This is a genomic window from Vibrio sp. R15-SG3-ISO1A (genome assembly GCF_059833955.1).
The window spans coordinates 20,974-35,483 of record NZ_JCBDGH010000085.1 but is presented as its reverse complement, the minus strand read 5'-3'; the positions used below and the strand labels follow the sequence as shown (position 1 = coordinate 35,483).

The following is a 14,510-nucleotide window of genomic DNA, read 5'->3' as shown; positions in this document are numbered from 1 at the left end:
ATTTCACCAATTTAGTGCAAATTATGCTTAGTGTGCTTGATCCCAGTTGTCACCATGCCCCACTTCGGCGATCAGAGGGACATCTAATTGTGCAGCCGATTCCATCAATTCTTGTACTTTACTTTCAATTTCGGCTAACGATGACTCTTCGACCTCAAACACCAGTTCATCATGCACTTGCATCAATAATTTCACTCGGTCTTGGCCTTCGTTTTGGATCCACTCATCGACAACCAGCATCGCTTTCTTGATGATGTCGGCGGCCGTGCCCTGCATTGGTGCATTGATCGCGGCACGCTCTGCTGCTTTTCGGCGCATGCCGTTACGTGATGTGATCTCAGGAAGGTGCAAGCGTCGACCAAACAAGGTTTCCACATAACCTAACTCAGCCGCTGTGCTGCGCGTGTCTTCCATATACTGCATAACGCCTGGGTAGCGCTCGAAATAGGTATCCATGTATTGCTGCGCTTCACCACGCGGGATCCCTAGCTGCTTGGCCAGACCAAAGGCACTCATCCCATAGATCAGGCCAAAGTTAACCGCTTTCGCTCGGCGACGCTGCTCACTGGTCACTTGTTCAATGTCGACGCCAATGATTTCAGCGGCGGTCGCGGCGTGGATGTCTTTACCTTGTTGGAAGGCATCAAGTAACGCTTTATCGCCTGACAAGTGCGCCATAATACGCAGTTCAATTTGCGAGTAGTCGACCGCCATGATTTTGTACCCGTGAGGCGCGACGAACGCTTGGCGAATACGACGCCCCTCTTCGTTTCGAATCGGGATGTTTTGTAAGTTCGGATCGGTTGAGGACAAACGCCCTGTCGCCGTGACAGCTTGATGGTACGAGGTGTGTACTCGGCCCGTTTCAGGATTGATCATCTTAGGCAGCTTATCGGTGTAGGTCGATTTAAGCTTCGCCATGCCGCGATACTCTAAGATTAGCTTCGGCAGTGGATAATCCAGCGCGAGCTCTTGCAGCACCTCTTCGTTAGTCGATGGTGTACCCGATGGTGTCTTCTTCACTACAGGTAATCCCATTTTCTCAAACAGAATCGCTTGCAGCTGTTTAGGCGAGTTCATATTGAACTCTTGCTCTGCCACCTCATAGGCTTTTTGTTCAAGCTCATCAAGACGCTTTGCGATCTCTTGAGATTGCGCGGCCAGCTTCATGTCATCAATCAAGACACCGGTGCGCTCAATCCTCGATAGAACAGGTACGAGCGGCATCTCGATGGTTTCATAGACGGACTTTAGCTTGTCGTCTTGCTCGATGTTTTCCATCAAGCGATTGTGCAGACGCAAGGTGACATCCGCATCTTCTGCGGCATAAGGCGCCGCTTGGTCCAATTCAATTTGGTTAAACGTCAGCTGCTTTTTGCCTTTACCCGCGATCTGCTCAAACGAGATGCAGTTGTGTTGCAAAAAGCGCAGCGCGAGGCTGTCCATGTCATGCTTACCACCGACACTGTTGTAGACATAAGATGCCAACATGGTGTCATGTTTGATGCCTTTCATGTCGATGCCATAACGCGCCAGCACACTCGCATCGTATTTTAAGTTCTGGCCAACTTTGGCTTGCGATTCATCTTCGAGCAAAGGCTTGAGCTGCGTGAGTACCCAATCTCGGTCAAGCTGAGCCGGCGCATCAAGATAATCATGTGCGACAGGCACATACGCCGCGACACCTTCTTCGGTCGCAAAAGAGACACCCACTAAATTCGCCACCATGTAATCGAGGCTGTCGGTTTCCGTATCGAACGCAAACACCTTGGCTTCGCGTAGAGCGTCTAGCCACTTAGCGAACTGCGCTTCATCCAAAATGGTTTCATACTGGCTGCGATCGATGCTCGCTGCGGCGACATTGAGCTCCGGCGCTTTGGCTGACGAGCTGACTTCACGTTGCCCGGATTTCTCATTCGCTTCCACTACGCCCGTGCCGCCTTCGAGCAGCTCATTGAGCCAAGATTTAAACGCCAGTTCTCCATAGAGTTTGACCAGCTCATCCTTATTCGGCACAGACTTCACCAACGCGTCTAAACTCTCTTCGAGCTCAACGTCGAGCTTAATCGTCGCCAGCTCGTAGGAAAGGTAGGCATTGTCTTTGTTATCCAGCAGCTTTTTCGCTATGGTTTTCGAACCACGGAAACCGAGCGCGGCAATGTCATCCAACTGTTGGTACAGCTTGTCTAAACCACCAATGCCTTGCAGCAAAGCCGTCGCGGTTTTATCACCCACGCCAGGGACACCGGGAATGTTATCGACTTTATCGCCCATCAGCGCGAGGTAGTCGATAATCAGCTCAGGGCCAATTCCGAACTTCTCGACCACCCCTTCTCTGTCCATCACCACGTTAGTCATGGTGTTGATGAGGGTGACGTTGTCATCCACCAGCTGAGCCATGTCTTTATCACCGGTGCTGATCAACACCGGCATACCTGCTTGAGACGCTTGATGCGCCAGCGTACCGATCACGTCATCGGCTTCCACGCCCGGCACACAAATTAAAGGAAGCCCCATAGCACGAATCACATTGTGCAAAGGCTCGATTTGGCAACGCAGATCATCCGGCATAGGCGGACGATTGGCCTTGTACTCGGCGTACAGATCATCGCGAAACGTTTTGCCTTTCGCATCAAAGACCACCGCGATACGATCACTGGCAAATTGACGCATCATACTGCGCAGCATGTTCACCACACCATAAACGGCGTTGGTTGGGATCTCCCCGTTGCTCATCGTGCCGGGGTAAGCATGAAATGCGCGATAAAGGTAAGAAGAGCCATCAATTAAGATCAAAGGGTTGTCTGGGATACGAGCCATAGTTTGTTATCTGCCTGTCCAAATTTCTGCTTAGGATGCCATGACTCAAGCAGTGAATCCATGTTCTGTCGAGGAATCGCGATCACACAGCGTGTTGGTGATCGCCTCTTGTCTTGCTCACGCTGTGGATAAGTCTGTTTATACTATTTTCCACTGCGATGTGAAATTTGACAAAATGATGCCAAACAAGATCTTAAACCATTGTAATACAATAAAAATAACCAAGATCGATCATGCAAAGATCGATCTTTTAGAGATCTTCAACTGTGGAAAAGACACCTGGTGTCCTTTTATTCACCTCAAATGACGGGCATAAAAAAAGCGACATCGTGAGGATGTCGCCTAGCAGAAAAGGTCAAAGCATGTTCATGCGAATCACACTTTGCCGTAAAGCTATAAATTACACTGGAAGCAATGTGAGCAATGTCGTGTCAAAAGAAACGTGTGCAAGTTCGTTAGAGTCTGGCATCACCTTTTCCATATCGAATCCGGTTCTACCACGTCCTTGTGAACTTCCCTCATTCCCTAAGACGAGATAAACAATAACCATTCTCATTTATCCCGTCAATAGTTAAATGAGAAAAAATCTCATTTAATTTTTATGACAGATTACATCGTCTTTACAAAATGAATGCGCGACTCGATTAATGGTGCTTTTTCTTCAAAGTGTTCGATCAGATAGCCATTGCGCAATAGCAATCTCAGCATGGCTGGAAATTGGTTGCGAGATTTCACTTTCAAGCGCAGATAGCCCTGCTTCGCCACCCACGCCTCTTGTACGTCGAGCAGCGTTTGCGCCACGCCTTTATTGCGCGCTAACGGCGATACGCCGCCAAACCAGCTGTAGAATGTCTCAGCATCGAGCTCGTAGCCAATTTTGAAACCGAGCAACTGCTCCCCTTCTTGCGCCACTTGAATCAAGTAACGGCGCCCTTTCAATCTCGCCGCCAAGCTCTCAACCGTTTCCTTTTGAGCAAATTCATTGATTTGGTTGACCACCTCGACACACTCTTCCAACGTGCCTTCACGATACTGCACACTCATTGCGATCTCTTCTCTGGGTTTGGTGAAAAAGAAAAAGGCCGGCATGCGCCGACCTCAGTATTGTCGCTTCGCTTACTCTTGCTTTAAAAACGTCGCCGCTTGCGCCTGCTCCTGCGCCAACCATTGCGCCACATCTTTAGCAAAATAGGTCAAAATGCCATCGGCCCCCGCCCGTTTAAAGCACAGTAGGGATTCCATCACAGTGTCGCGCTCTTTAAGCCAGCCATTGGCAAACGCGGCTTTGTGCATCGCGTATTCACCGGAAACTTGATAAGCAAACGTCGGTACTTGCAGCTCAGATTTCACACGGCGAACCACATCCAGATACGGCATGCCCGGCTTCACCATCACCATATCGGCGCCTTCGTTGATGTCCATCGCCACTTCATGAATGGCTTCATCACTGTTGGCCGGATCCATTTGGTAGTTCTTTTTGTTGCCGCCTTTAAGGTTACTCGCCGAGCCAACCGCATCGCGGAACGGGCCGTAGTAACAAGAGGCGTATTTCGCCGAATAGGCCATGATTTGGGTATTGATGTGACCCGCTTGCTCTAGCGCTTCACGAATCGCGCCAATGCGGCCATCCATCATGTCAGAAGGCGCGACCACTTCCGCCCCTGCTTCGGCGTGCGATAGTGCCTGCTTGACCAATACCTTAGTGGTTTCATCATTGAGTACGTAACCTTCGTCATCGATGATGCCATCTTGACCGTGGGTGGTGAACGGGTCGAGCGCCACATCGGTGATCACCCCCATCTCTGGCACATGCTCTTTGAGCGAACGAACGGCACGCTGAACTAAGCCCTCTGGGTTGTACGCCTCTGCCGCACACAGGCTTTTGGCATCTTGGTTCACCACAGGGAACAGCGCAATAGCAGGAACACCAAGCTGCGCGAGGTATTGCGCCTCTTCCAACATTAAATCAATGGAAAGACGCTCAATACCCGGCATCGAATCGACAGTTTCTCGGCGATCTTTGCCCATCAGAATAAACATGGGATAAATCAGATCATTCACTGAGAGTTGATTTTCTGCCATAAGGCGACGACTGAAATCATGCTTACGCATACGACGCATGCGACGGCCAGGAAACTGACCTTGGATAGAAACTGACACTCGATTCTCCTTGTGTGGTGAAAGTGCTTGTGTCGCATCATATCACTCCCGCTCTCTTGCACCAGCCAACAAGGCGAAAAAATCACGCAAAATACGACCTAGGCAGATTGGCGCCATTTGCTGCATCTTCTACTCAGACAGGTATACTGGCTCCATTGACGTTTTATCCAGAGACACATCCCATGATCGACACCCATGCCCATATCTACGCCAGTGAGTTTGATGGCGATCGCGACGCCGTGGTGGCCCGCGCATTGGAACAAGGCATAGACCGCATCTTATTACCTAACATCGACCTTGATTCTATTGGCCCTATGTTGGCCACGGAGCGTCAGTTTCCCGATGTATGCCGCTCGATGATGGGGCTCCACCCTTGCTACGTCGATGGCAATGTTGAGCAAACCCTTGCGCAAATTCATGCCTGGTTTAGTCAACATGCGTTCATTGCCGTGGGCGAAATTGGCATCGATCTCTATTGGGACAAAACCTATCGCGCCGAACAAGAACACGCGTTTGTCACGCAGCTGCAATGGGCCAAAGCAATGGATCTACCGGTGGTGATCCACACCCGTGACTCCATTGAAGAGACCCTCACTCTGCTTGAAAAAGAGCAAGACGGGTCCCTCAGCGGGGTTTTTCACTGTTTTGGCGGTAGTCTCGAGGAAGCCAAGGCAATTAATGAGTTGGGTTTTCACCTTGGCCTTGGTGGCGTCTCCACCTTTAAAAATGGTGGGATGGATAGCGTCATCCCACATTTGGATATGAGTAAAGTGATTCTGGAAACCGACTGCCCTTACCTCGCACCTGTGCCTCATCGCGGTAAGCGTAATGAGCCTGCCTACACCCATTTGGTTGCGCAGCGTGTTGCCAGCCTTCGCGATATCTCGGTCGAGGAAGTAGACGCGATTACTACCGACAATGCCAAGGCCTTGTTTAGGCTATAGCCAGCAACGCGTGTTCCCCTCGACTCTTTAGTGCCAAGATATTGGACTCGATAAAAAAGGCTTGCCCATCGGCAAGCCTTTTTTATATCAGCGACTACTCGCTCTGTTCGTCCTCTTTTCGCACATAAAAACGGGCGAAAAATAGGCCGACTTCAAACAACAAACACATGGGTATGGCAAGTAAGGTCTGAGAAATCATGTCTGGCGGTGTCAGCATCATTCCCACCACAAACGCGCCGACCACAATATACGGGCGCTTCTCGCTGAGGCTTTTAGGATTGGTTGCGCCAGTCCAACACAGCAAGATGATCGCCACTGGCACTTCAAAGGCGATACCAAAAGCTAGGAAGAGAGCTAACACGAAATCCAGATAGCTGGAAATATCCGTCGCAAACTCAACGCCACCGAGTGAAATCGCAGTAAAGAAGCCAAACACTAACGGGAACACGACAAAGTACGCAAACGCCACACCACAGTAAAACAGCAGTGAGCTGGAGAACATCAGCGGCATGATCAATCGACGTTCATGCTTGTAAAGACCCGGCGCCACAAACGCCCACACTTGGTACAAGATGAAAGGCACCGCAATAAAGATGGACGCAATCAGGGTGAGTTTGAGCGGAGTAAAAAACGGCGACGCCACATCGGTGGCGATCATCGTCGCCCCTTCAGGCAGGCGCTCCACCAAGGGCGCTGAGACAAATTCGTAAATGTCGTTGGCAAAGTAAATCAAACCAACAAACACCACCAATACCGCCACGAGTGCGCGCAGCAAGCGGTTTCTCAGTTCGAGAAGGTGGCTAATCAAAGGTTGTGTCTGCTCAACAGAAGACATGAAGACCTCAACTATTGGGAATCAAAAGGAGCAGCGATTGGCTGCCCCTCAATAATCAGAGTGGTGAACTACTCAGGCTTTTTATCTGTTGTAGCCGGGGCAACATGCAAAGACTCTGTGGCGTCGGCGGAAGGCGCTTTTGACGCTGCCTCTTCAGATGGCTCAGTCTTGGCAGGCTCGTCGCTTTTCTTGGCATAAGGGCGCTGTACGTCTTGCGCGGCTTGCTTTAACTGGTCAACGGAGGATTTCAACTCTGGCGAGAGATCTTCCATGCCCATCTGCTCAGCTTTACGCAAATTCTCTTGCAGCTCTTGCACCTTAAGCTCATGGGACAATTCGTCTTTGACGCTGTTTGCCATGTTCTTGGCCGCACCGACAAAACGAGTGACACTGCGAATCGCATGCGGCAATCGCTCAGGGCCGAGAACTACCAGCCCCACCACAGAGATCAATACCAGTTCCCAGAAACCGATATCAAACACGAGTTATGCCTGCTCTTTGTCTTTTTTAGTGTCAGCAGTGGCGTCTGTTTTCTGCTGTTGCTCGATGTTTTTTGGCTCAAAGTCGGCGTCTTTCTTTGCAGGCTCTTCGTCGTTCATCGCTTTCTTAAAGCCTTTTACCGCACTACCTAAATCGCCACCAATGCCACGCAGTTTCTTCGTACCAAATAGAAGTACCACAATCACCGCAATGATAAGCAGTTGCCAAATACTAATACCACCCATTCTTTTTACCTCGGGTCTAACTGTTGAATTCTTAAGTTTACCGCCTAACGACGGTAAGCTCGCCAACTAAGCAACCAAAATGTGACGCCACCTAAGGCGCTGACCATAGACAGTTGCTCATACGGAGTGTTGACCAATATTGCCGAGCATACGACTAATGTTGCGCCAACACCAAACAAAAATTTCCCTGTCGCTTGCTGACGCTTCGACTGACGATACCCTTGATAGAGTTGATCGATACGCTGATTCATCATCTTGCCTTGGCGCAGGCTGTCGTAGAGAAGCTCTGGCAACTCTGGCAGCTTTTCCGCCCAAAACGGCGCGCGATCTTTCACCGCATTGATCACCGCTTTTGGCCCGACTTGGTTCATCATCCACTCTTCAAGGAACGGCTTGGCCGTCTCCCACAGATCCAACTGAGGGTAGAGTTGACGGCCCAGTCCTTCGACATACAGCAGCGTCTTTTGCAACAACACCAACTGAGGTTGCACTTCCATATGGAAGCGTCTTGCGGTGTTAAATAGGTTCAACAACACATGACCAAACGAGATTTCGCACAGTGGTTTGGCGAAAATCGGCTCACACACGATGCGAATGGCAAATTCAAACTCATCAATATTGGTTTCACGTGGAACCCATCCCGACTCGACATGCAATTCGGCAACGCGGCGATAGTCTCGATTGAAAAACGCCAGAAAGTTTTCCGCAAGATAGCGTTTGTCTTCGCTATTGAGTGTGCCAACAATGCCACAATCTAACCCGATCCAACGCGGATTCTCTGGGTGCTCACGTTCAACAAAGACGTTACCCGGGTGCATGTCCGCATGGAAAAAACTGTCGCGGAAGACCTGAGTGAAAAACACGCTGACTCCTCGCTCGGCCAGCAGCTTCATGTTGGTGCCATTGGCGACCAAGCCCTCGATGTCCGACACTTGGATGCCATATATTCGCTCAGAAACCATGACAGTTTTATTACTGAAATCAGTAAATACTTCAGGCACGTACAGCGATTCACTGTTGTCGAAGTTACGTCTTAGTTGGATGGCATTCGCCGCTTCTCGGCGCAAATCCAGCTCATCGAGCAGGGTTTTCTCGTACTCGCGCACCACCTCGACGGGTTTGAGGCGTCTTGCCTCTGGCAGCATCTTGGCGACAATGCGCGCCATGCGGTACATGAGTTTAAGATCGGCATCAATCACCGGTCGAATATCAGGCCGAATGACTTTTAACACCACTTCTTGTTGCGTCGACTTGAGTTTCGCCGTGTGCACCTGTGCAATCGACGCCGACGCCAGCGGCTCAATATCAAACTCGTCAAACCAGGTTTCGATTGGACCGCCCAATGCCTGTTCAATGGTCTGCTTAGCCAGTTGGCCGTCAAAGGGGGACACTTGATCTTGCAATAGGGCAAGCGGATCGGCGATATGAGGAGGAAATAGATCGCGCCGAGTAGACATCATCTGGCCAAACTTGATCCACACCGGTCCAAGTTCTTGCAGTGCGAGACGCAGTCGCTCGCCTAAGGTTTTGTCCGGATGCTGATTACGAATCCAAAACAGACCCTTTCGTGCCAATAACGGCGCTTTGGCGAGTTGATGATTGGGCGCTAGCTCATCCAATCCATATTCGAGCTGCACCTTGATGATGCGGTAGAGGCGTTTTAGCTCCGCTAACGTCATACTCGCTCCAGTAGTTGATTCAATTTCGCTTCCACTCGCGCCGCTTGGCTCTTGATCTCATCCACTTGATCGCAGAAATGCGCCACTTCTAACGGCGGCGGCGCCAAACGCCACTCTTCGGTGACCACTTGCGCAAGGTAATCTTGCTGGTGACGAAGCTGAGTGCGGGCGAACTGGCCAATCTGCGTTGCGCCTTGCACTAAGGTGTGCGCCACAACATCGCCGGTGACACGCGAGATCCACTCTTCAATATCGGGTTTGCATTGGGTGATCAATTGCGAAAAGCTCTGCGCCAGTTGGATGTCGCCATCTAGATCCAACTTATCCTGCTTGATGAGTTTGGTGATATTGGATTGATCTTTCAGCTCAGGTAATACCGACACATTGAGGGATAAGGTGCAATCGGGGGTGCCTTCGTAGTGGGCTAACACATCGACTTGTTGACTGAAAACGAAGGTTAAGCGCTTATCGAACTCTTTGAGATGCACTTGAATGACCTGACCTTTCAGTCGCGCCAGTCGGCGCACCAGATCAGGATCATCTTGAATGAGAGTATTGAGTGACGTTTCGATGACCGCCGTCATCATAGGCTCAAAAGGCATGCTCGGCTCCTTTAGAACTTGTAGCCGCGGTGCAAGGCGACAATGCCGCCCGTTAGGTTGTAGTAACGCGTATTTTCAAAGCCCGCGTCGTCCATCATCCCTTTTAACGTCTCTTGGTCAGGGTGCATGCGAATGGATTCAGCCAAGTAGCGGTAGCTTTCTGCATCATTGGCCACCAGCTCACCCATTTTCGGCAACAAGTGGAACGAATACGCATCGTAGACTTTAGAGAGTGGGTCAAAGACAGGTTTGGAAAACTCCAGCACCAACAGGCGGCCGCCGGGTTTCAGTACGCGGTACATCGAACGCAGCGCTTTGTCTTTATCGGTTACGTTACGCAGACAGAAGCTGATCGTAATCGCGTCAAAGTAGTCATCGGGAAACGGCAGCTCTTCAGCGTTCGCTTGAACATAGTGCACATTGCCTACAATGCCGATATCGCGCAGTTTGTCACGCCCAACATTGAGCATCGAGTTGTTGATGTCAGCGAGTACGACGTGGCCTTTGTCGCCAACAATACGAGAGAACTTCGCCGTCAAATCGCCGGTGCCTCCCCCTAAATCGAGGATACGTTGTCCAGGACGGGCACCGCTGCAATCGATGGTAAAGCGCTTCCACAAGCGGTGAATGCCTCCCGACATCAGGTCATTCATAATGTCGTATTTGGCGGCCACTGAGTGAAACACTTCCGCTACCTTGGTGACTTTTTCCTCTTTCGCTACCGTGGTAAAACCGAAGTGGGTCGTTTCTGCGTCTTGCTGAGATTCTAGAGCTGTCGTCGATTGCACACTAATATCCGTCATTATGATTCCTCTTTTAGCAGTGCTCTCTATTCAATACGGCCAAAGCACTGCGGGCGATTAGTTTACTTTATCCTCAGCCGGATGTCTTTCTAGTAAGTGGTCATTTTCACCGCTAAGCTGTGATTCTGGCAGCGTTTCTTGCTCCGCCAGTTCCACTAAATTCATCGAGATTGGTCGTTTGACCTCCACCCCTAATTGCTTAAAGCTCTCCGCTTGTCGAATCACGTTGCCGCGCCCAGTCACCAGTTTATTCATGGCACCTTGGTAGTTTTGATTGGCCTTGTCTAATGCGCCGCCGAGGCTCTCCATATCATCAACGAACAGGCGCAGTTTGTCGTAGAGCTTACTGGCTCGCTGCGCGATGATTTTCGCGTTTTGGCTCTGTCTTTCGTTGCGCCATAAGTTATCGATGGTGCGCAGTGCCACCAGCAAGGTGGTCGGGCTGACGAGAATGATATTGTGCTCCATCGCATCTTTGACCAAGCTAGGGTCGGAGGAAATCGCTACTTGGAAGGCAGGCTCGACGGGGATAAACATCAACACATAATCCAAGCTCTGAATGCCTTTGAGTTGATGATAATCCTTGTGTGAAAGCCCTTTGATATGGCTGCGAATAGCGAGTAAGTGCTCACCTAAGGCCTTGTCACGCTGCTGATCGGTCTCGGCATTAAAGTAGCGCTCATAGGCGACCAGCGCCATTTTGGCGTCAATCACCACCTGCTTATCATTAGGTAGATGCACAACCACATCTGGCTGATAACGCTTGCCCGCCTCGTTTTGTAGATTCACTTGGGTGTGATACTCATGCCCTTCCCTTAGGCCAGACTCAGCCAATACTCTCGCCAGAACCACCTCTCCCCAGTTGCCTTGCTGCTTGTTGTCACCTTTGAGCGCTTGGGTCAGGTTGAGCGCTTCTTTGGCCATCTGCTCGTTGAGGCGCTGCAAGTTCTTCAGCTCATGAACTAAGGTGTGGCGCTCTTTGGCTTCCACAGTAAAGCTGTCATTGACTTGCTTGCGAAACCCTTCCAACTGCTCTTTGAGCGGCGACAGTAAGGCATCCAAACTCTGTTTATTTTGCTGATCAACGCGCGCCGTTTTCTCATCAAACAGCTGACTGGCGAGGTGTTCAAACTGCTGTTTTAGCCGCTCTTCGGCTTTCTCGAGCAGGGCGAGTTTCTCTTGGTTGGCTTGGGTGATCTGTTCATGACGAGCCTCTTGCTCTCTCAAGGTCACTTCGAGCTGCGCCTTTTCATCACGCATCAGTCCAAGTTCGTCGAGGTATTGCTGACGCTCTTGCTTAACACTGTCAAAGTAACGCAGCTTCTCTAGCACCGCCATCAACTTGCCGTGAGACTGCTTGAGCTCAAATGCCGCTTTGTCCCGCGCTGCATCCAACGCTTCCAGCTCTTGCTCGGCCTCCGCTAAGGCGTTTTTTAACTGGGTGATTTCACTGTGTGAGAGTTGTTGCTGAGTATCAAGCTTGGCGCTGAGCAATTGCTGTTGCAGGCGCATTTTCTGGGTGACCCACCAACCGACGACAACGCCACTGGTGACGGCGCTGCCAGCCGCGGTGATAAGAAGAGGGGCGTTATCAAAAATCCATTGCATGAGCGGCGTACATTCATCAAATTCAAGTCATTTGATGGTATTTCACCACTGGATAAATGTCCAGTTTGTAGGGCAATTGGCCTACCGTTAGACTAGCGCATCACTTCACCGTTTTTTAGGCTTACTATGAATGAGCGCCGCGCGCTGGGCTTTGGTTTGTCTGCTGTTTTGCTCTGGTCGACAGTAGCCACCGCGTTTAAATTAACCTTAGCTGAGTTTACTCCAATTCAGATGTTGACGGTCGCCAGTATCGTCTCTGCCCTCGCCTTAACCCTCATCTGCGCCGTGCAAGGCAAGCTCAATACGCTGGTGACCACCTTGACCGCCAATCCGGGCTATTACTTATTACTGGGGATCATCAACCCGCTGGCGTATTACATCATTTTGTTTAAAGCCTACGATCTCCTGCCTGCCTCACAAGCGCAGGCGATTAACTACAGCTGGGCAATCACCCTCACCCTAATGGCGGCGGTGTTTTTAGGTCAAGCCATCCGCAAGCAAGATTGGGTCGCGTGCTGTTTGAGCTACCTCGGCGTCATTGTCATCGCCACCAAAGGCAACGTATTGGCGCTCGATTTTGATAGCCCGCTAGGGGTTGGACTTGCGTTGCTCTCAACGCTGCTGTGGGCAGGATATTGGATCTTAAACACCAAAAACAAAGCCGACCCTGTGGTCGGCGTGCTGCTCGGTTTTCTCGTCGCGATCCCTTTCGCTCTAGGGCTGACGTGGTGGGAAGGAGCTGGCCTTGCCGCCATTTCTCCTCAAGGTTGGCTGGCGGTCAGCTATGTCGGACTGTTTGAAATGGGCGTCACCTTCGTCTTGTGGCTCAGCGCCTTAAAATCCACTCACAATACCGCGAGAATCAGTAACCTCATCTTCGCCTCGCCATTTATCTCTTTGATCTTACTGGCGACCATCATCGGCGAAGCCATTCACCCCAGCACCCTAATCGGCCTTGTGTTGATCATCGCCGGGCTCGTCATTCAACAGGTGAAGTGGAAAAAGAAAGCGCAATGGGCGCGAGATTAAACCCACTGCCCCGCTACATAACCGGAGCTCCAGCACCACTGGAAATTGTAGCCTCCTAGCCAGCCGGTGACGTCGACGACTTCGCCGATAAAGTAGAGGCCTTTGATCGATTTGCACTCCATGGTTTTCGACGACAAGTGATCGGTATTGACGCCGCCTAGGGTGACCTCGGCGGTGCGGTAGCCTTCTGTCCCATTGGGGGCAATGCTCCAATGCTCAAGCGTGTTAACCACCTCTTCCAGAGCCTTGCTGCTAAATTGCTTTAGCGGTTTGTCTTCGAGGGTTTTGCGCTCGATCAACACTTCAACCAGTCGCTTGGGGAGCACTTTCGCTAAGGTGTTTTTCAAGGTTTGATTGGGGTGTTTTTCCAATGAACGCGTTAGCAAGGCTTGCACATCGACATCGGGCACCAGGTTCACTTCAACCGCTTCGCCCGGGGTCCAGTAGGAGGAGATTTGCAACACCGACGGGCCAGACAGACCACGGTGGGTAAACAGCAGCGCCTCTTTGAATTTGGTGTTGTTTTTAGCGGTGATTTCAACCGGAATCGCAATCCCTGACAGTTCAGAAAAATCCTCTTTGTCTTCTTTATGCAGCGTAAACGGCACCAAGGCCGCACTGGTTGGAAGGACCTCAAGGCCGAACTGCTCTGCCACTTTGTAACCAAAGGGGGTTGCGCCAAGCTTAGGCATCGACAGGCCGCCGGTGGCGATGACGAGGGATTCGCACTCAATCGCATGGCCATTGGTCGTCAGAGAAAAGCCATTGGCTTGCTGCTCGATATTGTCAACGGCTTGCTGGTAGCGAAATTGGATACTCGGTTTATCGCACTCGGCGAGAAGCATTTTAACGATGTCTTTGGAGTCATAGTCACCGACACAAAACAGCTGACCATGATCGCGCTCTTCAAACTCGATGCCGTGTTTGTAGATCATCGAGATAAAGTCCCAGTTGGTGTACTGTGCCAAGGCCGATTTAACAAAATGCGGGTTGCGTGACAGGTAGTGTTTGGCAGACACATCGTAGTTGGTAAAGTTGCAGCGGCCGCCCCCAGCGATGAGGATTTTTCGGCCCGGTTTCTTGGCATGATCCAGCACTAACACGCGACGGCCCCGCTCTCCTGCTTGGGCGGCACACATCAGGCCCGCCGCACCGGCGCCAATCACTACTACATCAAACTTCTCTGCCATGGTGGTTACTAACTCTGTCATGATTCAATAAAAAAGGATGTGCACTGAGCACATCCTTCGCAATAGGTGGCTATTTTAACGGCTATTGCCTACCTTGCCAATTTAAAGGCGCCGA

The 14,510-nt window shown here is 50.9% G+C and carries 13 protein-coding genes; 2 read left to right on the top strand and 11 right to left on the bottom strand.

Annotation, left to right across the window (positions count from 1 at the left end; genetic code table 11):
- Positions 1-27 precede the first annotated feature (27 nt).
- The 3 genes from polA to hemB form a co-directional block, all read right to left on the bottom strand.
- Entirely contained in the window at positions 28-2,820 is a 2,793-nt protein-coding gene (polA, locus tag AC6R0L_RS14830; RefSeq protein ID WP_500629602.1) for a DNA polymerase I, read from the bottom strand.
- 609 nt (positions 2,821-3,429) lie between these two features.
- Complete coding sequence (locus AC6R0L_RS14825) at positions 3,430-3,864, bottom strand: GNAT family N-acetyltransferase (protein ID WP_334555442.1); 435 nt, start codon at positions 3,862-3,864, stop codon at positions 3,430-3,432.
- A 72-nt stretch (positions 3,865-3,936) separates the two neighbouring features.
- Complete coding sequence (hemB, locus tag AC6R0L_RS14820) at positions 3,937-4,980, bottom strand: porphobilinogen synthase (RefSeq protein WP_500629601.1); 1,044 nt, start codon at positions 4,978-4,980, stop codon at positions 3,937-3,939.
- Positions 4,981-5,162: 182 nt separating this feature from the next.
- On the opposite strand from hemB, the gene AC6R0L_RS14815 reads away from it, so the two are divergent.
- Positions 5,163-5,924 carry a TatD family hydrolase gene (locus AC6R0L_RS14815; protein WP_500629600.1) on the top strand — a complete coding sequence of 254 codons (762 nt, stop codon included), beginning with the start codon at positions 5,163-5,165 and terminating at the stop codon, positions 5,922-5,924.
- 94 nt (positions 5,925-6,018) lie between these two features.
- On the opposite strand, the gene tatC is transcribed toward AC6R0L_RS14815, so the two are convergent.
- The 7 genes from tatC to rmuC form a co-directional block, all read right to left on the bottom strand.
- Entirely contained in the window at positions 6,019-6,759 is a 741-nt protein-coding gene (gene tatC / locus AC6R0L_RS14810) for a twin-arginine translocase subunit TatC (RefSeq protein WP_487902706.1), read from the bottom strand.
- 68 nt (positions 6,760-6,827) lie between these two features.
- Positions 6,828-7,241 carry a Sec-independent protein translocase protein TatB gene (tatB, locus tag AC6R0L_RS14805; RefSeq protein WP_487902707.1) on the bottom strand — a complete coding sequence of 138 codons (414 nt, stop codon included), beginning with the start codon at positions 7,239-7,241 and terminating at the stop codon, positions 6,828-6,830.
- 3 nt (positions 7,242-7,244) lie between these two features.
- Positions 7,245-7,484 (bottom strand): Sec-independent protein translocase subunit TatA, encoded by a 240-nt coding sequence (gene tatA, locus AC6R0L_RS14800; RefSeq protein WP_334555437.1) that lies wholly within the window; start codon positions 7,482-7,484, stop codon positions 7,245-7,247.
- 44 nt (positions 7,485-7,528) lie between these two features.
- The gene (gene ubiB / locus AC6R0L_RS14795; RefSeq protein WP_334555436.1) at positions 7,529-9,163 is read right to left on the bottom strand and encodes a ubiquinone biosynthesis regulatory protein kinase UbiB; all 1,635 of its coding nucleotides are present in this window, start codon (positions 9,161-9,163) and stop codon (positions 7,529-7,531) included.
- The gene (locus AC6R0L_RS14790) at positions 9,160-9,765 is read right to left on the bottom strand and encodes a ubiquinone biosynthesis accessory factor UbiJ (protein ID WP_500629599.1); all 606 of its coding nucleotides are present in this window, start codon (positions 9,763-9,765) and stop codon (positions 9,160-9,162) included. The genes ubiB and AC6R0L_RS14790 overlap by 4 nt, the downstream gene beginning before the upstream one ends.
- 11 nt (positions 9,766-9,776) lie before the next feature.
- Positions 9,777-10,568, bottom strand: a complete 792-nt coding sequence (gene ubiE / locus AC6R0L_RS14785; RefSeq protein WP_334555434.1) for a bifunctional demethylmenaquinone methyltransferase/2-methoxy-6-polyprenyl-1,4-benzoquinol methylase UbiE — start codon at positions 10,566-10,568, stop codon at positions 9,777-9,779.
- 57 nt (positions 10,569-10,625) lie between these two features.
- Positions 10,626-12,176 carry a DNA recombination protein RmuC gene (gene rmuC / locus AC6R0L_RS14780; protein ID WP_500629598.1) on the bottom strand — a complete coding sequence of 517 codons (1,551 nt, stop codon included), beginning with the start codon at positions 12,174-12,176 and terminating at the stop codon, positions 10,626-10,628.
- A 126-nt stretch (positions 12,177-12,302) separates the two neighbouring features.
- Here rmuC and AC6R0L_RS14775 point away from each other — a divergent pair, with 126 nt between their 5' ends.
- Entirely contained in the window at positions 12,303-13,205 is a 903-nt protein-coding gene (locus AC6R0L_RS14775; RefSeq protein WP_500629597.1) for a DMT family transporter, read from the top strand.
- On the opposite strand, the gene AC6R0L_RS14770 is transcribed toward AC6R0L_RS14775, so the two are convergent.
- Positions 13,202-14,395 (bottom strand): BaiN/RdsA family NAD(P)/FAD-dependent oxidoreductase, encoded by a 1,194-nt coding sequence (locus AC6R0L_RS14770; RefSeq protein WP_500629619.1) that lies wholly within the window; start codon positions 14,393-14,395, stop codon positions 13,202-13,204. The two genes, AC6R0L_RS14775 and AC6R0L_RS14770, sit on opposite strands and share 4 nt — an antisense overlap.
- Between the last annotated feature and the right edge of the window lie 115 nt (positions 14,396-14,510).